Raw genomic sequence first — 22051 nt, forward strand, 5'->3', positions numbered from 1 at the left:
ATCAGCTGAACTGCTGGATCAGCGCCTGCTGCTGGGCGCTGGTGAGCAGGGGCTCATGCCCCGCCTTGAGCTGGTCGAGCTGGCGATCGGGCCGACCGGTCGCGGGTATGACGGTGGTAACCGCCGGGTGGCTGATGGCGAATTTCAGGAACATCTGCGCCCAACTGCCAATGCCCGCCTCTGTCGCCCAGCCGGGCAGCGGTTGGTCCTTGACCCTGGCGAACAGGCGGCCGTCGTCAAACGCCCGGTTGATCAGCACCGCGATGCCCTTGTCCTGGCACAGGGGTAGCAGTTCACGGGCGGCCTGGGGCGCGTTCACCGAGTAGTTGATCTGGATGAAGTCCAGCGGTTCGCTGCGCACGATGCTGGCGACAGCGTCCTGGCCACTTTCCAGGTAATGGGTAATGCCCACGTAACGGGCCTTGCCCTGTTGTTTGAGTTCGCGGGCGTAAGAGAGCTGTGTTTTCCAGTCTCGCAGGTTGTGGATTTGCAGCAGGTCGACCTTGTCGGTGCGCAGGCTCTTCAAGGTACCCGCCCATTGCGCTTCGGCGTCAGCCCGGCTGTCGGCAGCAATCTTGGTGGCAATAAAGCATTGGCGGTGCCAGCCACCCTCCTCCAGCAACTGGCCGAGGATGCTGTCGGCGCCACCATAGTTCGGCGAGGTGTCGATGACTTTGCCACCGCCATCGAAGAAGGCTTTTAGCACCACTTTGAGTTGCTGGTACTCGGCAGAGCCGGCCGGCACTTCAAAGCTGCCGGAGGTGCCCGCGCCGATCACCGGCAACGCCTCGCCGGTGGAAGGGACTTTGCGGGTCAGCAGCCCGCTGGCGGGGGCGGCATACAGCCAAGGGCTAGCGGCCACCAGGCCCAACGCCGCCCCGGCGCGTAGGATTTCGCGACGTCCGTACATGGGAAAGCTCCCGTCATCAATCGGAAACTTTCAAGGCTAGCCGCTCTACTGCGCCCCGGCGGGTGATTCTGTTTCTGGATGTTTAGTGCTCAGGCTTTCAGCAACAGGCTCAGGTCCAGAGCGGCCTCACCCCGTGGCGGGCACCAGTAATAGCCACCGGTCAGTGGGCGGCTGAAGCGGTACAGGCCATCTATGATGCCGTCCTCCAGGCCGCTCATGCGCCGCAATTGCGCGTCGAACGCCGCAAAGCTATGGCCCAGGGCGACAAACGCCAGGCCCGCGCCGCGCTCGTCGGCCCAGGCCAGCGAACGGCGCACCATGAATGCCTCGGGTTCGAAGCTTTCCTGGGCGGTGCGTTTGACGTGGGCCGACTCAGGCGCGTCGTCGAGTTCTTCGTTGTCGCTCAGGCGGCGGCCGATGATGTTGTCCTGGTCCGCTTGCGGCAACGACTTGAAGTAGCCCAGGTCGTGTTTCCACAGCTGAAAGGCGGCGAAGCTGGAGCCAACCAGGCCCGGCTGGCCGTCTGCGACGATCGCGGCGTCGATGGCGTCCTGCTCGACCGGGTTTTCGGTGCCGTCTTCATAGCCCGTGAGGTCATGGCCACCACGGTGCAGAAAGCCATCGACGCTGTCGACCAGGGTGAGCGCGGGTGCGAGCAGTTGCTCCAGCGCCTGGCCCTGCAGCAGCAGGTCGCCGCGTTCGTTGCCGCGCAGCCACAGCCACAGGGCGTGCTGGGTGCTGGGGTTCTCAACCACCGCGCCCAGCAACGGGAACGGCTGCAAACCCGGCACTTCGCGGCCCAGCGCTTTCACCAGCGGTGCGCCGACGCCCAGGATCAGGTTCAGGCCATCCACCTGTGGCAACAATGCATCCAGTACACCGGGCAGTGCCTCGGCCGCGTGCAGGGTGAAGAACAGGTGACGGGCATGGGCCGGCACCGGGGTGGCAAGCAAGCCTTGCTGGAACGGCATGACGGGCGAATCCTCGGTAAAAGCGGGAATGCTACTTTGATGGCAACGTCGTCGCAATTAGGCGCAAGCCTGTGCGTTAACAAAACATTACCCAAAAGCCTCCCGTAGCGATTAGCCATTCCCCGCCACCGTCCTACACTCCTCGGAATTCTTCGTCCGAGTGCCCGCCCATGACCGCTTCGCCCCTGCTTACCGCCGTCCTCCCCCTCGCCTTGGGCATCATCATGCTGGGCCTGGGGCTGTCGCTGACGCTGGCGGACTTCGCCCGTGTGGTGAAATACCCGAAACCGGTGGTGATCGGGCTGGCCTGCCAGATCCTGCTGCTGCCGCTGGTGTGCTTCCTGATTGCAAACGGTTTTGGCCTTGAGTCGGCGCTGGCGGTTGGGCTGATGCTGCTGGCGGCCTCGCCCGGTGGCACCACGGCTAACCTGTTCAGCCACCTGGCTCACGGCGATGTCGCTTTGAACATCACGCTCACGGCGGTGAACTCGCTGATCGCGATCCTGACCATGCCATTGCTGGTGAACCTGTCGCTGATGTGGTTCATGGAGTCCGATCAGGCCATCCCGCTGCAATTTGCCAAGGTGATGCAGGTGTTCGCCATCGTGCTGCTGCCGGTGGCGCTGGGCATGCTGATCCGCCGCTTCGCGCCGCGTTTTGCCGGGCGCATGGAAAAGCCCATGAAGCTGGTGGCGGCGCTGTTTCTGGCATTCACCATCGTGCTGGCGCTGGCCAAGGACTGGCAGACGGTGGTCGAGTACGCCCCTGTGGTTGGCCTGGCGGCGCTGCTGTTCAACCTGCTGAGCCTCAGCGTCGGCTACTGGGTGCCACGCCTGCTGAACATCCCCAAGCGCCAGGCGATTGCGATCGGCATGGAAATCGGCATTCACAACGGCACATTGGCCATTGCGCTGGCATTGAGCCCGTCGCTGTTGAACAACCCCACCATGGCCGTGCCTGCAGCGCTCTACAGCCTGATCATGTTCTTCACGGCGGCCGGCTTTGGCTGGTGGGTAAGCCGTGGCCATGCGGCCGAAGCACCACAAGGCAAAGGGGAAACGGTGAACTGAGGTATCAGTTGCGGTTGCGCCGCGCCTGCAGTTGCCGCTTGAGCACTTGCAGCGGCGGCGCATAGAAGAAGCCGAACGATACGCTGCCCTTGCGGCCCTTGATGGCGTGGTGCAATTGATGGGCGCGATGCAGGCGTTTCAGGTAGCGGTTGACCGGCCGCGGTGCACGCGGCCAGTGCCGGTGGAAAAACCCGTCGTGGGCAATCACGTACAGCACGCCATAACTCGCCACGCCGCCACCCACCCACTGCAGCGGTGCATAGCCGGCCTTGCCCAAGGCCACCAATGCAGCGGCAATCAGCCCCAACGCGACCAGATACAGGTCGTTGGTTTCGAGCATGCCCAGGTGCGGTTCGTGGTGCGAACGGTGCAGCCACCAGCCCCAGCCATGCATGACGTACTTGTGCGCCAGCGTACCGACACCTTCCATGGCCACCAGCGTGCCGAGCAGCACGGCGAGATTGAACAGCATGTAACGGTCCGCAAGAAGGCAAAGAATGGCGCAAGGGTAACGATTGCCGGCTGATTTTTCCATTCAGCCGTGACTGGTGGTGCCGCTACCGTCACGCCCCCTGGGCAGGGATTGCCTCGTCACGTTTGCGCAATTCACCTTGCAGAAACGCCAGCTGCCGGCCCTGTTCAGCCTGCAGGGCGCGTTGTTCATCCAGGCTCTGCGCCTGCAGCTGCAGTTGCCGGCGCATTTCATCGCTGGCGCCCTGGGCTTGCGCGAGGATCGTGCGCAAGCCCTGAATTTGCGCGTCGCGCTGCTCCAGCAACTCAACCTGCACCTTGCATTCGCCGCTGGCCTGGCGGTGCTCGCCCAACAGCCGTTCGTTGTCGCGGTGCAGGCGGGTCAGTTCGTCCTGCTTGACGATCATGCCCTGCTGCAGCTGGCGCAGCTCCACCTGCAACTGTTGAAGCTGCGCCTCATGGCGACGTTGGTCCTGCTCACGTTGCTCGCGGCTGGCGGCGCGGTAATGCTCCAGCGCATCGCGGGCGTGGCGGTGTTTGTCTTCCAGCGAGCGTACCTGCTCGTCCTTGTCGGCCAGCCGCAGCTGCAACTCGCCCAGCGACTGGTTGAGGCTTGCGCTGCGCAGTTGTTCGGTTTGCAGCGTGCTTTGGGTTGCCGCAAGCCGTTCGGACTCGGCCGCCAGCGCGGCTGCCTGAATTTGCTGCTGTTGATGGGCAGCTGCCAGCGCCTGGCGGGCCAGCTCCAGTTGCGCCTGCAGCTGTTCGCGCTGTTCGGTGAAGGCTGCCAATGCCTGCTCGACCCGGGCATCTGACTCTTCCTGCAGCTGCTCGGCCAGCTGGGTCACCAGCTTGGTCAGCGGGTCGCTTAGCGCGGAGGCACCCTGCAACACCAGAGGCTTCTTGTCTTCCAGCTCTTTGAGGTAGCGATGGATGGTGGTTTTTGAGCCTGTATTGCCCAGCTCGATACGTACCGCATCGATGCTGGGGTACTCGCCCCGGGCGATCAACAGCTGCCTGGCCTGCTGCACTAGTGCCTTGTTTACGCCGCCTCGGGCCATGCTTGCTCCTACGATTTCGTATTGTGGTACGTACCATGTATATATTGGTGGATTCTCTTCCTATTCAGGTAGGGTTTCAAGTGGAATCTAAGGCTTAATAATCACGGCTTATCGAATCTTTTGAGGCTTGAGACGCGGTCAAGAGGTGAAGGTGTTGACGGTAGTACGATGGTGGTGGGCAAATCGCGGATAAATCCGCTCCTACAGGGGATCGCATTCCTTTGTAGGAGCGGATTTATCCGCGATGCGCCGCGGGGCGGCGCCCCATCTCACAGGCGCTACAACTCCCCGATCAAGACGCCAGAATAAAGTCCGCCACGGTAACCGTGGTGGCATCCGCCACCCCAACCAGCCGTATCGAATCCGCCCCGCCGATGGTCACCAACGTGTCCGCCCCCACATCGGCGATGTTGACGTTGGCGGCAAAGCTCGCCGCCGTAATGTTCAACCCCGTCACATCCAGCCGGTCCTGCCCGCCCGCCGGGTTGGCATCGAAGTTGATGATCAGGTCGGCGCCAAACCCGGCGGCAAACTGGAAGATATCGTTGCCGTCGGTGGCAACCATGGTGTCGTTGCCCGCCCCGCCGATCACCGTGTCATTACCCTCTGCGCCGTTGAGGAAGTCGTTGCCGGCGCCGCCCTGCAAGGTGTCGGTGCCGGCCGCGCCAAACAGCGTGTCGTTGCCGTCGCCACCCACCAGCAGGTCATTGCCCACGTCCCCGTTGAGGTTGTCGTTGCCCGCCCCGCCCAGCAGCGTGTCGTTGCCGGCGCCGCCATTGAGTGTGTCGTCGTTGTCACCGCCATCCAGGCTGTCATCACCGCCGCCGCCGTTCAGGCTGTCGATACCCAGGCCACCGAACAGCTGGTCGTTGCCTGCGTCACCGTTGAGGGTGTCGTTACCGGCATTGCCGTTGAGGATGTCGTTACCGCCGTCGCCGTTCAGGGTGTCGTTGCCCACCCCACCATTGAGCGTGTTGTTCAGGCCATTGCCCACGCCCGTGAAGTTGCCGACGCCTGTGTAGGTCAGCATTTCCGCATTGGCTGCCAGCGTGAGGGTGGCCAGCGAGGTGAGCACCGTGTCCGTCCCGGCACCGGTGCCCTCCACCACCACATCACTGGCGTTATCGACCACGTAGGTGTCGTTGCCCACACCACCCACCAGGCGGTCAGCGCCAGCACCACCGTTGAGCAGGTCGTTGCCGGCAGCACCGGTCAGGGTGTTGGCCAATGCGTTACCGGTGCCGGTGAAATTGCTGCTGCCGGTGTAGGTCAGGTTCTCGACGTTGTTGCCCAGCGTATAGCTGGCCAGGCTGGTCTGAACCAGGTCGGTACCGCCATTGGCGGCTTCGGTCACGGTGTCGCCTGCGTTGTCGACCACGAAGGTGTCATTGCCCAGGCCGCCATTCATGGCATCGGCACCCGTGCCGCCGTCGAGGATGTCGTTGCCATCCTCGCCATTGAGGATGTCGTTATCGGCACCGCCATTGAGGGTGTCGTTGCCCACACCGCCGAACAGTTGGTCCATCCCGCCCAGGCCATTGAGGATGTCATTGCCACCCAGGCCCGACAGCGTATCGCTGCCCGCTGTACCGGTCAGGGTATTGGCCCCGTTGGTGCCCGTCAGCACCACACCGGGCGGCACCACCACTGGCGCCGTCGCGGCCGAGGTGACGGCCTCCAGTGCACCAAAGCCATCGGTATACCGCACCACCACCCGCAGTTGCTGGTTGCCCTGGGCAAACGCCGGGGTGAAGGTGGCAGCGGTGGCACCGGCAATATCGGTAAAGGTGCCGCCGGTGCCCTGCTGCCACTGGAAGCTGAAGGCCCCGAGCCCGTCCAGGTCGGCAATGCCGGCAGTCAGCGCCGTCAAAGCCTGCCCCAGGTCGGGGGTGGTATCGCTGATCAGCACGGCGCCTGTGGGTGCATCGTTGACGTTGGCCACCGGGTCCAGAATGTCGGAAGCCACGGTTTCGGTCACGCCGAAATCATCCACGTAGCTCACCACTACCCGCATGTTCTGCCCCACCTGCGCCTGGGTCAGCACAAAGGTGCTGCTGATGGCGCCGGCAATGTTGACCCAACCCACGCCGCGGTTGGATTGCCACTGGAAGGTAAACTGCGGGTTGCTCAGCCCGTCGGCATCGATGATGGTGGCCGGGTTGGCAGTCAGTACCTGGTTCTGTACCAGCAACCCGGTAACAGCCAGCCCGGCTGTTGGCGCACTGTTGGCCGACGAATCGACGATTTCCAGCGTGCCCTTGGCATCCTGATACACCGCCCGCACGCGTATGTTCAGGCCCGCCACGTCGTCCGTGACCCGGTAGGTCGTACCCGTGGCGCGCGACGCTTCACCAGCGGCGACGAAGGTGATGTCTTCGTACACCCCCGACCCCGGCAACTGTTCGACTTGCCAGTAATAGGCCACTGGGCCGGTAACGACGCCGCCATTGGGGTTGTCGGCATCGTGCACGCCCCGGCTGGTAACCCGCAGCAGTTGCCCGGCCACGGGCGAGTCATCGCGTACCCCGGTGGCATCGTCGAGGATCACCAAGTGCCCCGAGGGCCCACTGTTCAGGGCTGTACCCACTCCCGAGGCCAAGGCCCGGTCAGAGAACTGCAGGCGCTCGATGCCCGTCAGGCGGTCAACGCCATCACGGCCGGCCACCAGGTCGGTGACGATCACGGTATCGCCCTCCACCACCACGTTGTAGTCGGTGGCCACGCCCGAGAACAGTGCCGTGTCGTGCTGGTCGGTACCCTTGAGGATTTCCCGCACGATTACCAGTTGCCCCGGGTTGTAGGTGCCGTTGAGCATCAGTGGCACCATCGGCTCCATGCTGTCGAAGCTGGCGATTTCCGGGCCGCTGCCGTCGAGGTTGGCGCGCACGCTGATGCGCACGTTGAGCCACTTGTCCCCGCTCAGGATGTCATCGCCACCGCGCCCTTCGAGCAAGTCGCTGCCGCTGCCACCCAGGATGATGTTGCCACCGTCATAGAAGGTTGCGCCGGCGGCCAGCAGGTCGGCCAGGCCGTTGATCAGGCCGATGTTGGTCAGCACGCTGCCGTTGGCGCCGGCGGTGGGCAGCGAGGCGGCATCTTCGTTGTCACCCCGCAGGAAGTCGCCGTGGGCACTGCCCGACAGGCCTTCCATGATGTCGAAGCGCACCAGTGCCGAGGCACCGGAACCTGGCACCAGCGGTACATCGAAGAAGCGGTCGGTATAGTCGATGGACACGCCCTGGGCCAAGCCCTTGAAGGTTGCCCAGTCATAGCCTGAGCCGCCAATGTAACGGTCACCGAAGCCCAGGCTGCCGACCATGATGTCGTCGCCGCCTTCACCGTTGAACTTGTCGTTTTCGTTGCCGCCGATGAACACATCGTTGCCGATCACCGGGTCGTTGCCTAGCGGGTCGAAGTTGTCGCCTGGCGCACCGTCCGAGGTGCCCTTCTCGATCCAGTCATCACCCTCGTTGCCCATGTCCTGCTCGTTGGCCTTGCTGCCGAGGATGAAGTCGTTGCCCTGGCCGCCGATGGCTTCGGAGGCATCCTCACCCGTGACGATGAAGTCATTGCCGAAGCCGCCGATGATCAGGTTGACGCCATTGCCGCCGTGCAGCACGTCGTTGCCGTCGCCACCCTGGATGTTATCGTCGCCGCCAGTGTCACTGATGATGTCGTCGCCGGCGCCACCGCGCAGCTGGTCATTGCCGTCGCCGCCGTCGATGCGGTCGTTGCCGGCATCGCCCCACACGGTATCGTCGCCTTCGCTGGCAATCAGAATGTCGTTGCCGTTGCTGCCACCGAGCACGATGTGTTCATCACCGGTGTAGCGGATGTAGTTGCTGTCCGCGCCTGCCGTCAGCGGGTTGTCGCGCCATACCACTTGCTGGCCATGGTCACCCAGCGGGTCGAGCTTGCCCAGCCCGTCGTTGTACTGCTTGCCCGGGTCGACTTCCAGGTATAACCCGACCTCCGAGAACACCAGCCCCGGCAAGTGAGTGGCCGAGGTGTTGGCCATGATCAGCTTGGCGAACGAGTTGCTCTCAAGCTCGGCGTTCATCGACAGGCCGGCCGTACGCTCCAGGTAATAGAAGCGGTCGCCATCCTGAAGTTTTTCCAGCTGGTTCTCGAACACGAAGTTGAACGTGGAGCCGAGCATGCCGCCGAACGGGGTTTTCTCCTCGGCCAGGCCACCGATCCACAGGTCGATGGCATCCACACCGGTAATGGTCACCCCCTTGAGGTCGTCCACGGTGCCCACTACGCCGTCCTTGCCGGCCAGGGTCACGTTGGCCCAGGCGCCAGTGCCGTTGAGGAAGTCCAGCCGGTCTGCCGGCGCGCCTTCGCCACCGAACACCAGCGCCATGGCTGCATCGCGCTTGCCCACCAGTGTGGTCGCCGAGGTGATGGTGGCATGGGTGCCGTAGGCGGCGATGAAGTTGATCAGCGACTCGGGGTGCTTGAGGTGCTGCACCAGGTCGACCCAGCTGGTGTAAGGCTTGAGCTGGGTATCGCCGGTTTGCCCGTAGATGTCGCGACGCACCGCGTTCAGCGACGGGATGCCCACGTCACGGCCCCGGGCGATGTTGATGGCTGGCAGGTCCAGCGGCAACCCCAGCAGGTTGTTGCGCAGCGCTTCGGTGACGAATTCGTCGATTTCGTTGCCCGCCTGCCGGGTGACGCCGCGCACGATGGCACTGGTGGCGTCTTCGGCGCTGACGCCACTGGCGGCGTAGGCCAGCGGGTTGAGGAAGGCGGCGATCAGGCCCAGTTGCTGCTCCGGGTTGGCGCTGCCGGGGTCACCGATCACGTTGAAATCGATGTCGAAGCGGTCCACCGTCTCGGTCAGCATCGAGTGGCCGAAGCGGTACACGGTGTGCGCGAACTCGGCGACGATCGAGGCATCGAGGTCGACGTCGTAGACTTGGGTCGGCGCAAAGAACAGGTCGACCCGTGGCTGAATGGTACGGGCGAACTCCTCGAACACCAGGTGCTGGTACTGCATTTCGGTGCCGAACTTGGCTGCCTGGAACAGCCGCTCGCCGTTCCACACCAGGGCGTCTATTTGTGCCTGGTTGACCGGCAAGGCGGTGACAGGGTTGAGCAACCATTCGTTGAGGAAGCCCAGGTCGCCCGCGTCGAGCACGGTGTCCTTGGTCTGCGCCACCAACCGGTTGTGCTCACTGTGGAAGATCGCGTGCACTGCGGTCAGGCCGATGTTTTCGTTCACCCGGCCATCACCGGCAATGTAATGCGCATCCAGCAGTTCGTTGTCGTAAGCCAGGTTGTTGCCGGTTTGCGGGTTCATCGGCACCGCATTGCCGGCCACGCTGTCGGCGTCCGGCGCGAGCACGCCGCCGCTGAACACCGGTACGGCATTGTGGGCGATGTCGGCCAAAAACTGATGCCCGGTGCGCACGGCATTGGCCAGGTCGATCGGCGCCAGCGGGTTGCCCTCCACCAGCACATCGTCGGCGGTGCCGCCCAGGCCATCGGCGCCTTTCATCACCACCATCGGGTAACCGTGGGGCCCTTTGACGAAGTTGCCGTAGGCGTCGGTGGCCAGCAGCGGCACGTTGTCGACGTCGGCGTCGGTCAGGTGGATGCCCAGCACATCGTTGGCCTGGGCCTTGACCACCTTCCAGGTGGCCATGCCGCCCAGTTCGGTGTCATCGCCGGTGCCGTACTTGCCATCGGCGCCCAAGTCACGGTTGGTGATCAGCCGGCCGGTGGCAATCGGCCCATGCTCGGTCAGTTGATACCCACGCAGGAACACTTGATGCGAGGGGTGCGAGCTGTAGGTCTGGTTCTGGTCCACAAACGGCGTGGTGGTGTTGGTGTGCTCATGGATGTCATCAGCAGTGCCCAGCACACCGTCGGCGCCCGGCAGGTTGGTGGCGCGGGTCAGCACCATGAAGTTGCTGTGGCCACCAGGCACGTACAGTGGGTCATCCGGTTGCAGCGGGATGAACACGGTACCGGAGCCGCCCTTGGTCACCAAGTCCAGCCCATGGTCGAAGAACTGCCCGAAGAAGGTCATCCAGGCGTTGAACGGTGCCGACAGCCCGGCATCGGCCGCGGTGTTCTCGAACAGGTAAACGTCATGGTCGTCGGCGGTGCCGAAGTTGCCATCCATGCCGGGGCTGGCGACGATGCGCACGCCGTCCTTGAGCACGTCGTCGCTGCCCGCCGCGCCGTAGTCGAGCTTGCCGTTGGCGCCCGGGTCGTATGCCGTGGCATAGGCGGCCGGGTTGTTGGACGTCTGGTCGACGATCAGGTTACTGATGGTGCGCGGCTGGGAGTCGAACACGTAGCCGCTGGTTTGCTGGTACGAAGACCCTGGGATGGCGGGTGACCCGGGGCCAAAGAAACCGGCAGGCGCCCCCTCGGCGCTATTGAACACCGGGTCGGTCAGGCGCGGGAACACGTTGTCGGCGGCGCCGAACTGGGTGTTGTTGGTGCCGTTGAGGTTCAGCAGGTTGTTGTTCGAGCCATCCACCGCACGCAGGCCCATGGGGGCGCGGATGTTGGGAATCAACGAGAGGATGTCCTGGCCAGCGGCATCTGCCTCGGCGATCTTGATCTGCGCGAGGATGAAGTTCAGGTCCGAGCGCACCATGTGCAGGCCTTCGCCGCCTGCCGTGGCATCCACAACCGGCACCGCCTGGGTTGGCACCACTGGCGCGCCAGCCGCCACCGCCGTTGTAGGTTGCGAGAAGAGGATTTCGGTTGTGCCGTGGGCGTCCTGGTAGATGGCCTTGACCCGCAGGGCCAGGCCTTCAAGGTCGGGCGACACTTTGAACGCGGTGCCATCGGCGCTCTGGAAGGCCAGGTCGCCGGCCGGCAGCAGCACGATGTCTTCGAACACGCCACTGCCCGGGTCGGCCTCGAACTGCCAGTAGTACGACACCGAACGGTTGGCCAGCGTGCCCAGCGGGTTGCCGGCGCTGATGTTGTCGGCATCGCGTACCCCGGCCACGCTCACGCTGAGCATGTCGCCCACGGTAATCACACCGCCATTGTTGTCGGTCAACGTCGGGCTGCCGGTTGGCTGGGCGTTCTGGCCTGCCACCAGCACCCGCTGGCCATCGGCAAACTGCAGGCGCTCGATGTGCAGCAGGGTGTCAGTGCCGTCGCGGCCGGCCACGCTGTCGGCCACGGTCCAGACGTCATCTGCCGTGCTGGCCGTGCCTTTGTCGTTGACGGTGACCACGTATTCCGACTGCACGCCGGAGAACACTGCCGTATCGAACGCCGCGCCGCCCGCCGATGTGCCAGGCAAGATTTCCCGCACGGCCTTGAGTTGCCCCGGGTTGTAGGTGCGGTCGAGCATGAACGGGATCATGTCGACCATGCTGTCGAAGCTGGCGATTTCCGGGCCTGTGTGGTTCACGTCACCCACCGCGTACACGGCGATGCGCACGTTCAGCCATTTGTCGCCATCGATCAGGTCGTCGCCACCCCGGCCTTCGATCAGGTCGCTGCCGTTGCCGCCCAACAGCATGTTGCCGGTGGCAAAACCAGTGGTGGGCAGCCCGGCATCCTGCAGCAACTGGCGCAGCCCTTTGATCAGGTCGACGTTGGTCAGTGCACTGCCGGTGGCGCCACCGTGGTTGAGGATGGTCACCGCGTCCACGTCATCCCCTTTGATCACGTCGGCATACTGCGAGCCAGAAACACCCTCCACCTCGGCGAAGCGGTCGAGTATGGACGTTGGTGAGGCACCAACCGGGTTGAACACGCCGGTATTCTGGTTTGGCGCATTGCCATGGGGTTGGGCCAACGCCGCCAGGCTCAGGTCGACGGTTACGCCGGCCTTGTCGTTCTTGTACGTCACCCAGTCAAAACCGGACATGCCGTCCATTTTGTCCTGGGCATCGCTGCCGACGAAGATGTCGTCACCGCCCTCGCCAATCATCTCGTCAAAGCCACCGCCACCGACAAAGATGTCGTTGCCCGCCACGTCATCGGTCAGCAGCGGCGCGAAGTTGTCGCCCGGTGCGCCGTCCTGGGTGCCCTTCTCGATCCAGTCGTCACCGGCGTTGCCGGTTGGCGGCAGGTTGGTCTTGGCGCCGAGGATGAAGTCGTCGCCCTGGCCGCCGAAGGTGGTGGTGATGTCTTCGGTGGTGACGATGAAGTCCTGGCCATCGCCGCCCAGTACCAGGTTACCGGCGGCCAGCATGCTGCCAACCACGATCACGTCGTTGCCGCCGTTGCCTTCCAGGCGGTTGTCGCCGAACGAATCGGTGATGATGTCATCGCCCTCGCCGCCCAGCACGGCGTCGTTGCCGGCGCCACCCTCCAGGCGGTCGTCGCCGCCGTCGCCGTAGACGGTATCGTCACCCTCGCCGGAAATGATGATGTCGTTGCCGGCGGTGCCACCCAGCACCACATGGTCTTCGCCGGTGTAGTGCAGGTAGTTGCTGTCGGCCCCGTCGGTGTCCGGGTTGTCACGGATCACCCGCTTGACGATCTCCACGCCGTTGATCATCAGCCCACCGGTAGGGTCGGTCTTGCCGTCCGCGCCAAGCCCGGTGAACTGGTTGGCCTGGTTGACCTCCAGCGTGTAGGTCGGGGTCAGGAACACGGTGTTGGACAGGTGGGTCACGTCGGTGTTGAGCATGATCAGCTTGGCGAACGAGTTGTTCTCAAGCTCGGTGCCGAAGTTGAGCCCCGCCGTGCGCGACAGGTAGTAGAAGCGGTCGCCGTTCTGCAGCGCTTCAAGCTGGGTCTCAAAGACGAAGTTGAAGCTTGAACCGAGCATGCCGCCGAACGGCATTTTCTGTTCGGCCAGGCCACCCACCCAGAAGTCGATGGCATCCACGCCAGTGACGGTTACGCCGGTCACGTCGTCGGCCGTACCCGGCACACCGTCCTTGCCGGCCAGGCTCACATTGGCCCAGGCGCCCGTGCTGTTGAGGAAGTCCATGCGGTCAGCCGGGGCGCCCGCGCCGCCGAACACCAGGGCCATGGCTGCGGCACGCTTGTCGGCCAGGGTGGTGGCGCCGGTGAGGGTGCTGTGGCTGCCGTAGGCAGCAATGAAGTTGACCAGTGACGCGGGGTGCTTGAGGTGGTCGGCAAAATCCACCCAGCTGATGTAAGCCTTGAGCTGGCTGTCGCCAGTCATGGCGTAGAACTCGCGGCGCGCTTCGTTCAGGGTCGGGATGCCGGTGTCGCGGCCCCGCGCCAGGTTCAATGCCGGCAGGTCGAGCGGCAGGCCCAACAGGTTGTTGCGCAGCGCCTCGGTGACGAACTCGTCGATTTCGTTGCCGACCTGGCGGGTGACGCCGCGAATGATCGCCCCGGCGGCTTCATCTGCCGTGGCACCACTGCCGGCGAATGCCAGCGGGTTGAGGAACGCCGCGATCAAGCCCATCTGTTGGTCGGGGTTGCTCGGGTCGGTCAGGATCGGGTTGAACTGCGGGTCGAAGCGGTCAACGGTTTCGGTCAGCATCGAGTGGCCGAAGCGGTACACCACATGGGCAAACTCGGCGAGGATGGCCGGGTTGATCGAGGTGTCATAGCCGTTGGGGGCCAGGAACTCGTCGACTTGCGGCTGGATGGTGCGGGCGAACTCTTCGAACACCAAGTGCTGGTACTGCATCTCGGTGCCGAACTTGGCGGCCTGGAACAGGCGCTCGCCGTCCCACACCAAAGCGGCGATCTGCGCCGGGGTGGTAGGCATCGCGGCCACGTCATCCACCAGCCATTCGTTGAGAAACGCCAGGTCGCCAGCGGCGAGGATGGTGGCCTTGGACTGCTGCACCAGGCGGTTGTGCTCGGAATGGAACACGTGGTGCACGGCGGTCAGGCCGATGTTTTCGTTGGCGCGGCCGTCACCGGCGATGTAGTGGGCGTCGAGCAGCTCGTTGTCGTAGGTCAGGTTGTTGCCACCCGCGCCCACGGGCTGGGCATTGCCTGCATTGCTGTCGGCATCGGCCTGCAGCACCCCGCCCACCTTCACCGGCTCTGCGTTGTGAGCGATATCGTCAAGGAAGCCGTGCCCGGTGCTGACCGCATTGGCCAGGCTGATGGGCGCGGCGCGGTTGCCTTCGACCAGTTGCGTCACGTCATCGGCGGTGCCGGCAACGCCATCGGCGCCATTGCTCACCCGCATAACCACCTGCGGCATACCGCCGGGCCCGCGGATGAAGTTGCCATAGGCATCGGTGGCCAGCAGCGGCACATTGTGCACGTCGGCATCGGTCAGGTTGATGCCCAGCATGTCGCGGGCTTGGGCCTTGACCACCGCCCAGGTGGCCATGCCGCCCTTCTCGCCATTGCCATCGTCGGCGGTGCCAAACTTGCCGTCCGCGCCCAGGTCGCGGTTGGTGATCAGCCGGCCGGTGGCCACCGGGTTACCCGCCGCGCTGAGGGTGTATTCGCGCAGGAATACCTGATGGGACGGGTGCGAACTGTAGGTCTGGCTCTGGTCCACGAACGGCGAGGTGGTGTTGGGCTGGCCATCATCCGCCGTGCCCACCACGCCGTCGGCGCCCGGCGTACGCACAGCTCGGGACAGCACCATGAAGTTGGTGTGGCCGCCCGGCACGTACAGCGGGTCGTCTGGTTGCAGCGGGATGAACACGATGTCGCTGGCGCTTTTGCTGACCAGGTCCAGGCCATGGTCGAAAAACTGCCCGAAGAAGGTCATCCATGAGTTGAAGCTGGCGCTCAGTCCGGCATCCGCCGACTGGTTGGGGATGAAGAACACGGGTGTGTCATCAGCCGTGCCGAACACCCCGTCCTGCCCGGGGCTCATCACCGAGGCCGCGCCCCCGTTGGCGTCGACAGCAGCCGGGTTGCCGGCGGTCTGGTCGACGATCAGGTTGCTGATGGTGCGCGGCTGGGCGTCCACCACCGTGCCGGTGGCGGCGTAGGCCGCGGAACGGTACTGGGCATCGAGCAGGCGCAGGAACGAATTGTCGGCGGCACCGAATTCACTCTGCCCGGCCACCAGGTTGTTGTAGCTGCCGTCCACCGTGCGCAGGCCAAACGGTACCTGGCTGTTGGGCAGCAAGTCGAGCAGGCTGACGCCCTTGGCATGAGCCTCGGCGATGAAAATTTGCTTGAGGATGAACTCCAGGTCCGACTTGCTGAAATTGGCCATTTTTCGATGCCCCTGTGATGTCGGGAGAAGACACAGGGCGACAGGGTCCATCCCGCGCCCAGTCAATGTTGACGTGCGCAGTTCGTGGTCACTGTTTTGGCGGGTTTGCGGGCCGGCATGCCGGTGATGAGGCGCCAGAAACATGGCAGGCCTGTGCAGGGCCTGCGTTATTCGTGACTAAAGACGCAGGCCATCACCTTGTCAATATCACGTCGAAAAAATGGCTCGCGATGCAAATGCGTTGCAACTCGCTGTTTTCACGCAACTTATGAAAAGTTCAAAACTTGATTAGAGCAAAATGATATTACCAAATGTTTCTATGCTGCCTACGCTGCTGCTTGAGGACGTCGCGCAAGTATTTCGCGGAGCAGCCAGTAGAGCTACCCGCCCGCGCCCCTCTGCAACGCTACTTTCAGCAGTCCGGTAAGCCGCAAAGGCCACCGGTTTTCGAAGAGGGAGGCCCACCATGCACACGCTGCCACGTACCCGCTCCGAACTTGCCGACACACTGTTTCACCTGCGTCGCACCTTCTATGCCCTTGCTGCCTTCAGCGGGGTCATAAACGTCATGATGTTGACGCCTTCGGTGTACATGCTGCAGGTGTATGACCGTGCGCTGGTGAGCCGTAACGTCACCACCTTGACCATGCTCACCTTCCTGGTGGTGGGCCTGTTCCTGCTGATGTCGGCACTTGAGTGGGTGCGCAGCCGGGTGATGGTGCGGGTGGGCAACCGCCTCGACATGGGCTTGAACCAGCGCATCTTCAGCGCGGCGTTCGAGCGCAACCTGAGCCGCGCTGGCGGCAACCCGGCGCAGGCACTCAACGACCTGGCGCAGGTGCGGCAGTTTCTGACCGGCAATGGCCTGTTTGCCTTCTTCGACGCCCCCTGGACGCCGATCTACCTGCTGGTTTCCTACCTGATTCACCCGCTGCTGGGCCTGGTGACCCTGATCGGCTCACTCATTCTCGTGGGCCTGGCCTACCTGACCGAAAAGGCCACGCAAAAGCCGCTGGGCGAGGCCAACCAGGCCGCCCTGGCGTCGGCCAACTACGCCAACAACAACCTGCGCAATGCCGAAGTGATCGTGGCCATGGGCATGCTGCCAGCCATCAGCAAGCGCTGGTACCAGAGCCATTTGCGCATCCTGCAGATGCAAACCCTGGCCTCTGACCGCGCGGCGATCATCAGCAGCACCGGCCGCTTCGTGCGCATTACCCTGCAGTCGCTGATTCTGGGCACCGGCGCGCTGCTGGCGATCGAGGGCAAGATCACGCCCGGCATGATGATCGCGTGCTCAATCCTGACAGGCCGCGCACTGGGGCCGGTGGAGCAAGTGATCGCCTCTTGGAAGCAACTGTTGGGCTGCCGTTCGGCCTGGGGCCGGCTCAATGAATTGCTGCAGGATTACCCGCGCCGCCCGCCCAGCATGGCGCTGCAACGGCCCGTTGGCGGGTTGGCGGTGGAGAACGTGTTCGCCGGCGCGCCTGGCGCCAACAACACCATCGTACGTGGCGTCAGCTTTACCATTGCGCCAGGTGAAAGCCTGGGCATCATCGGCCCGTCCGCCTCCGGCAAGTCCACCCTCGCCCGCTTGCTGGTGGGCGTATGGCCCACCCAGGCCGGCAAGGTGCGGCTGGACGGCGCCGACATCTTCACCTGGAACAAGGCCGAACTTGGCCCTTGGCTCGGCTACCTGCCCCAGGACGTGGAACTGTTCGAAGGCAGCATTGCCGACAACATTGCCCGCTTTGGCGAGGTAGACAGCGACGCGGTCATCCGCGCTGCCAAGGTTACCGGCGTGCACGAGATGATTTTGCGCCTGCCACACGGTTACGACACGCGCCTGGGCACCGATGGCAGCCCACTGTCCGGTGGCCAGAAGCAGCGCATTGCCCTGGCCCGCGCACTGTATGGCGAACCCAGCCTGATCGTGCTCGATGAACCCAATGCCAACCTCGACGACCTCGGTGAAAAAGCCCTGGTCGATGCCTTGGCCGAACTGAAGGCCCGTGGCACCACGGTCATACTGATTTCCCATCGCCCCAATGTGCTGTGCGCCGTCGACAACGTGCTGATGCTGCGCGACGGCGGCGTGCAGATGCTCGGCAGCCGCGATGAGGTGTTTGCCGCACTGCGCAAGGCCAGTGTGATCCCCGCCGGCGCCGCCGCGCCGCTGGCCGCCGTGAAAGTACGGGAGTAGCCGACCATGCACACCGAGATGATCCCCGCCGATGCCAAGGGCCTGATCGACCTGGACACCGGCAAACCCGCCCGGGCCGGCCTGTGGCTGATGCTGGCCGGCTTTGGCGGCTTTTTGCTGTGGTCCTGGCTGGCGCCGCTGGATGCCGGCATCGTCGCCACCGGCACGGTGAAGGTCACCAGCAACCGCAAGGCGGTGCAGCACCTCACCGGCGGCACCGTGGAAGCCATCCTGGTGCGCGAAGGCGATGTGGTGAAAAAGGGCCAGCCGGTGGTACGCCTGGATGCCCTGCACGCGGTGGCCGAGCAAGGCGCCGTCAGCGCCCAGTACATTGTCAGCAAGACCGTGCACAACCGCCTGGAGGCCGAACGGGACGACCAGAAGACCATCACCTTCGACCCCGAACTGCTCGAACGCTACGCCGACGACCCCCGGCTGCAAGCCGCCATGGACCTGCAACAACGCCTGCTGGACACCCGCCGCGCCGGGCTGGCGGGCGAAATCAACATCCTTGAAGAAAACCTCAGCGCCTCCACCACGCAGCTCAAGGGCCTGCAACAGGTGTATGGCGCCCGCTCCACACAGCTGGGCTTTCTCAATCAGGAACTCAAAGGCACCCGCACGCTGGCCGCTGAAGGCTACGTGCCGCGCAACCGCCTGCTGGAACTGGAGCGCAGTAACGCCGACCTGTCTGCCGGCCAGGCCGAAAACCTCAACAACATCGCACGCGCCCGCAGCCAGGCCACCGAGATCAAACTGCGCATCCTGCAGCGCCAGCACGACTACCTGAAGGAAGTGGAATCCCAGCTCACCGACACCGCCAAGGAAAACACCACCCTGGCCGACCGCCTGAGGGCGCTGGATTACGAGGTGAACCACACCGTCATTCGCTCGCCCATCGATGGCATGGTCCAGGCCCTGAGCATCGCTACCGTCGGCGGCATCATCCAGCCTGGCGCGCGCATCATGGAAGTGGTGCCCCTGGACGAGCCGCTGCAAGTCGACGCCATGATCCCGGTGCAGGCCATCGACAAGATGGTGCCGGGCCTGGCCGTGGACCTGGCCTTCCCGGCATTCAACCACGCGCACACCCCCAACATCCCCGGCCGGGTCAAGACCGTTTCCGCCGACCGCCTGATGGATGAAGAAAGCAAGCAACCGTTCTACCTGGCGCAAGTGGAAGTGACCCCCGAGGGCATGGACCTGCTCGGCAGCAACCACATCCGCCCGGGCATGCCGGCCACCGTCACCATCAAGACCGGTGAGCGCAACCTGCTCAGCTACCTGCTCAAACCCATGCTGGAACGCGTCGACAGCGCGTTCAAGGAGCAATGACATGCACCGCTCCTGCCTGTTCGCCTGCCTGCTGGGCCTGGCAGCACCCGCCGGCGCCATGGACCTCAAGCAAGCCTGGGACCTGCTGCAGTATCAAGGGCCGGTCTACCAGGCCGCCGTGCACGAGCAACAGGCTGGCCTGGAAAACCGCGCCATCGGCCAGGCCGGCCTGCTGCCGCAGATCAACGCTTCGGCCTACAACAACAAGGTCAACGGCAGCCAGCGCCAGAACGGCCTGGACCGCGACCTGGACTATGACTCGCGCGGCGCCAACGTGCGCCTGCGCCAGCCGTTGTTCAACAAACAGAAAATGGCCGAATACCACCAGGGCCAGCAGCGCGCCGATTACAGCGTGGCCGTGTTCGACGCCAAGACCCAGGACGCAGCCGTACGCCTGGCCGACAGCTACTTCAACGTGCTGCTGGCCAGCGAAACCATTGCCCTGGCCAAAGCCAAGCTCAGCGCCTTCGAAGAACAACTGGCCTCGGCCAAACGGCGCATGGAGTTGGGCGACGGCACCATCACCGACATCGACGAGTCCGCCGCTCGCCGTGACCTGGCCGAGGCCGAACTGATCGAAGCGCAGGACAACCTGGTCAATGCCCGGCGCAAGCTGGAGGAATACATCGGTGAAACGCCGCAGTCACTGACCACGCTGCAACCCGGTTTCGCCACCCCGCCGCTGCTGCCCGGCAACCTGCAGGACTGGCTGGTGAAAGCCCAGGCCGACAGCCCGCTGATTCATGCCCGGCGGCACAGTTATGAGCTTGCAGAAGAAGAAGTGAAACGCGCCCGGGCCGGGCACTTTCCGACCCTGGATTTTGTGGCGGGGTATACCGCAGGCGAAAGCCAGTCGATTTCCGAGTTGAACCAGCGCAACCATTACAGCTCGATCGGGCTGGAGATCAACATTCCGCTGTACAGCGGCGGCAGTGTCAGCGCCCTGACCCGGCAGGCCAGTGCCAACAGTTCCAAAGCCCTGGACGAGCTCGATGCCACCCGCCAGGAGGTCATTACGGGCACAACCCGCGAGTTTCGCGGCGTGCAGAGCGGCGCCTTGCGTGTGCGGGCGCTGGAAAAGGCAGTGGCGTCCAACGAGCGCTCGTTGCTGTCGGCTCGCAAGGGGTTCAAGGAAGGCGGCACCAGCACCAATTCCGATGTGCTCAATGCCGAAGAACTGTTGTTCGTGGCGCGGCATGATTTGTTCGAGGCCAAGCTGCGGTATTTGATGTCGCGGCTACGGCTGGCCTCGTCGGTGGGGAGTTTGGGGGATGATGATATCCGGCTGGTCAATGATTACCTGGGGCCGGAGTTGGTGGTGAGCAATTAGAACCTGATAGCGATGAGATGCCTGGATCGAGCGCCGCTTACGCGCCGCATCGCGGATAAATCCGCTCCTACAAAGGAATGCGACTCCCTGTAGGAGCGGATTTATCCGCGATGCGGCGCGTAAGCGGCGCCCGTTTCTTACAAACCTTGCGCCAACCCCATCTGCCAGAAGTCCGCCTCCAGCTTCGACGCCTGCCCAAAAATCCCCGCCAGCTCCACAAAGCGCTGCTCGGTCATGCTACGCGCCGCCAGCACATCCAGGTGCTCACGCGCCGCCGCCGCCACGCCCTGATACGCCGCCCCGGCATACTCGCCAATCCATTCCCGATACGGGTGCCCGCTCAAATCGCCAATCTGCCCCGCCAGCCGGCTGCCGATCTCGGCATAGCCAATCACACAGGGGGCCAGCGCTGCATGCAGCTCCAGCAGGTCACCTGCCGCGCCGCAGTCGAGTACATAACGGGTGTAGGCCACCGTAGCCTGGTGCTCGGGTGCCGCCTCGATATCCGCCTTGCTCAGCCCCCAGCGGGCGCACAGGCGCAGGTGCAGTTCGGTTTCGTCCAGAATCGCCGCCAGCCCCGCCTGGGCCGCGCGGATGTCCGACGGCAGGCGGCTCTTGTAGGCCGCCAGCGCGTAGGCACGGGCGAACTGGATCAGGAACAGGTAATCCTGCACCAGGTACACACGAAAGGCAGCTTCGGGCAAGGTACCCTCGCCCATCTGCCGCACGAATTCATGGTCGACGTAGCTGGCCCACTGCGGCGCGGCGGCGGTTTTCAAACGCTGGAAGATATCCATGCTTACGCCGCCTCGTCGTACACAGCGTCGAAGAAGGCCAGCTCCAGCGCCACAGTGCGGGCAAAGAAGTCGCTGCTCAGCGCGGCCTCTTGCGGCCCCACGCGGTCCAGCTCGCTTTGCAGGAACCCGACGAATTCGCTAAAGGCAGGGTTGTCATGCAAGGTAATCCATTCGGCGTGAACGAAGCTGGCTGGCAGTGGTTTGGGTGCTCGGGTTGCCCAGTCCAGGTACAGGCCTTCGGCGACGTTGAGTACGGCCAGCGCAGCGGCGTAGGAGCGCGTGGCGGCAGCTTCGCGCATGATCGCCTTGAAGCCCGCGGTAGGCACAGTGTCTGCGGGTTCGGTGCGCTGCACGGGGCTGACATCCAGCGCCTCGAAGGCGCGCAGGAAGTAGGTGTTCTCGTCGCTGGAAATCATCCCGGCAAAGCGGCCGAAACGCAGGCGGGCTTCGAAGGTGTCGGCGGTGGCGATGGCTGCGCCGAGCAGGGTCAGGAAGCTGTCGAGAAAGCGGTGATCCTGCACCAGGTAGCGAATCATGACCGGGTCGGCCACGCTGCCATCGCACAGCTCGCGGACAAAACGGTGGCCAACGGCGGCGTCCCAGGTGGCCAGGCTTTGGCGGCGAAGGGTTTCGGTGAAGCGTTCGGTCATGGTTGCGGCCTCGCAGTGGGGGCCGGCAAAAAGGCAGGTTTTTTCATCCCATCCCTTCGCCGGCATGATCCGGATCAGGTTCGAAGGGTCACCGCGCCAGCGGTTTCTCAGCCCGTTGCCGGGCTCCCCTTGGAGGCCTGCAGGTA

General features: G+C 64.1%; 11 protein-coding genes and 1 riboswitch. Of the genes, 4 read left to right on the plus strand and 7 right to left on the minus strand.

Annotated elements, in window-relative coordinates; genetic code table 11:
* Window position 1: 1 nt before the first annotated feature.
* Entirely contained in the window at window positions 2-910 is a 909-nt protein-coding gene (locus tag PVV54_RS13105; protein WP_274910353.1) for an aldo/keto reductase, read from the minus strand.
* Window positions 911-999: 89 nt separating this feature from the next.
* Window positions 1000-1881, minus strand: coding sequence for a Dyp-type peroxidase (locus PVV54_RS13110; protein ID WP_274910354.1), 882 nt, complete (start codon window positions 1879-1881; stop codon window positions 1000-1002).
* Between the two features lie 170 nt (window positions 1882-2051).
* On the opposite strand from PVV54_RS13110, the gene PVV54_RS13115 reads away from it, so the two are divergent.
* Entirely contained in the window at window positions 2052-2951 is a 900-nt protein-coding gene (locus tag PVV54_RS13115) for a bile acid:sodium symporter family protein (RefSeq protein WP_274910355.1), read from the plus strand.
* A 4-nt stretch (window positions 2952-2955) separates the two neighbouring features.
* Here PVV54_RS13115 and PVV54_RS13120 read toward each other — a convergent pair whose 3' ends face one another.
* The 3 genes from PVV54_RS13120 to PVV54_RS13130 all read right to left on the minus strand — a co-directional run bounded on the left by PVV54_RS13120 (window position 2956) and on the right by PVV54_RS13130 (window position 15590).
* On the minus strand, window positions 2956-3423 hold the full coding sequence (locus PVV54_RS13120) for a sterol desaturase family protein (protein WP_274910356.1): 468 nt from the start codon (window positions 3421-3423) through the stop codon (window positions 2956-2958).
* Window positions 3424-3514: 91 nt separating this feature from the next.
* A complete protein-coding gene (locus tag PVV54_RS13125; RefSeq protein ID WP_274910357.1) occupies window positions 3515-4480 on the minus strand; it encodes a DNA-binding protein in 966 nt (321 codons plus the stop codon).
* Window positions 4481-4772: 292 nt separating this feature from the next.
* The gene (locus tag PVV54_RS13130; protein WP_274910358.1) at window positions 4773-15590 is read right to left on the minus strand and encodes a peroxidase family protein; all 10818 of its coding nucleotides are present in this window, start codon (window positions 15588-15590) and stop codon (window positions 4773-4775) included.
* 466 nt (window positions 15591-16056) lie between these two features.
* On the opposite strand from PVV54_RS13130, the gene PVV54_RS13135 reads away from it, so the two are divergent.
* The 3 genes from PVV54_RS13135 to PVV54_RS13145 are packed head-to-tail and all read left to right on the plus strand — an operon-like array spanning window position 16057 to window position 20458.
* Window positions 16057-17793 carry a type I secretion system permease/ATPase gene (locus PVV54_RS13135; protein ID WP_274905655.1) on the plus strand — a complete coding sequence of 579 codons (1737 nt, stop codon included), beginning with the start codon at window positions 16057-16059 and terminating at the stop codon, window positions 17791-17793.
* Window positions 17794-17799: 6 nt separating this feature from the next.
* Window positions 17800-19128, plus strand: coding sequence for an HlyD family type I secretion periplasmic adaptor subunit (locus PVV54_RS13140; RefSeq protein WP_274905656.1), 1329 nt, complete (start codon window positions 17800-17802; stop codon window positions 19126-19128).
* 1 nt (window position 19129) lies between these two features.
* Window positions 19130-20458 (plus strand): TolC family outer membrane protein, encoded by a 1329-nt coding sequence (locus PVV54_RS13145; RefSeq protein WP_274905657.1) that lies wholly within the window; start codon window positions 19130-19132, stop codon window positions 20456-20458.
* A gap of 137 nt (window positions 20459-20595) precedes the next feature.
* Here PVV54_RS13145 and tenA read toward each other — a convergent pair whose 3' ends face one another.
* Complete coding sequence (gene tenA, locus PVV54_RS13150) at window positions 20596-21255, minus strand: thiaminase II (RefSeq protein WP_274905658.1); 660 nt, start codon at window positions 21253-21255, stop codon at window positions 20596-20598.
* A 2-nt stretch (window positions 21256-21257) separates the two neighbouring features.
* Window positions 21258-21905: a TenA family protein gene (locus tag PVV54_RS13155; RefSeq protein WP_274905659.1), complete on the minus strand. Its 648-nt coding sequence runs from the start codon at window positions 21903-21905 to the stop codon at window positions 21258-21260.
* Window positions 21906-21939: 34 nt separating this feature from the next.
* Window positions 21940-22045: riboswitch (TPP riboswitch) on the minus strand.
* Between the last annotated feature and the right edge of the window lie 6 nt (window positions 22046-22051).

This window comes from Pseudomonas sp. PSKL.D1 (assembly GCF_028898945.1).
Lineage (GTDB): Bacteria > Pseudomonadota > Gammaproteobacteria > Pseudomonadales > Pseudomonadaceae > Aquipseudomonas.

Excerpts from the sequence above, each read along its gene's own strand:
- PVV54_RS13105 (WP_274910353.1), bottom strand. The coding sequence starts at position 910 with ATGTACGGACGTCGCGAAATCCTACGCGCCGGGGCGGCGTTGGGCCTG.
- PVV54_RS13110 (WP_274910354.1), bottom strand. The coding sequence starts at position 1,881 with ATGCCGTTCCAGCAAGGCTTGCTTGCCACCCCGGTGCCGGCCCATGCC.
- PVV54_RS13115 (WP_274910355.1), top strand. The coding sequence starts at position 2,052 with ATGACCGCTTCGCCCCTGCTTACCGCCGTCCTCCCCCTCGCCTTGGGC.
- PVV54_RS13120 (WP_274910356.1), bottom strand. The coding sequence starts at position 3,423 with ATGCTGTTCAATCTCGCCGTGCTGCTCGGCACGCTGGTGGCCATGGAA.
- PVV54_RS13125 (WP_274910357.1), bottom strand. The coding sequence starts at position 4,480 with ATGGCCCGAGGCGGCGTAAACAAGGCACTAGTGCAGCAGGCCAGGCAG.
- PVV54_RS13130 (WP_274910358.1), bottom strand. The coding sequence starts at position 15,590 with ATGGCCAATTTCAGCAAGTCGGACCTGGAGTTCATCCTCAAGCAAATT.
- PVV54_RS13135 (WP_274905655.1), top strand. The coding sequence starts at position 16,057 with ATGCACACGCTGCCACGTACCCGCTCCGAACTTGCCGACACACTGTTT.
- PVV54_RS13140 (WP_274905656.1), top strand. The coding sequence starts at position 17,800 with ATGCACACCGAGATGATCCCCGCCGATGCCAAGGGCCTGATCGACCTG.
- PVV54_RS13145 (WP_274905657.1), top strand. The coding sequence starts at position 19,130 with ATGCACCGCTCCTGCCTGTTCGCCTGCCTGCTGGGCCTGGCAGCACCC.
- tenA (WP_274905658.1), bottom strand. The coding sequence starts at position 21,255 with ATGGATATCTTCCAGCGTTTGAAAACCGCCGCCGCGCCGCAGTGGGCC.
- PVV54_RS13155 (WP_274905659.1), bottom strand. The coding sequence starts at position 21,905 with ATGACCGAACGCTTCACCGAAACCCTTCGCCGCCAAAGCCTGGCCACC.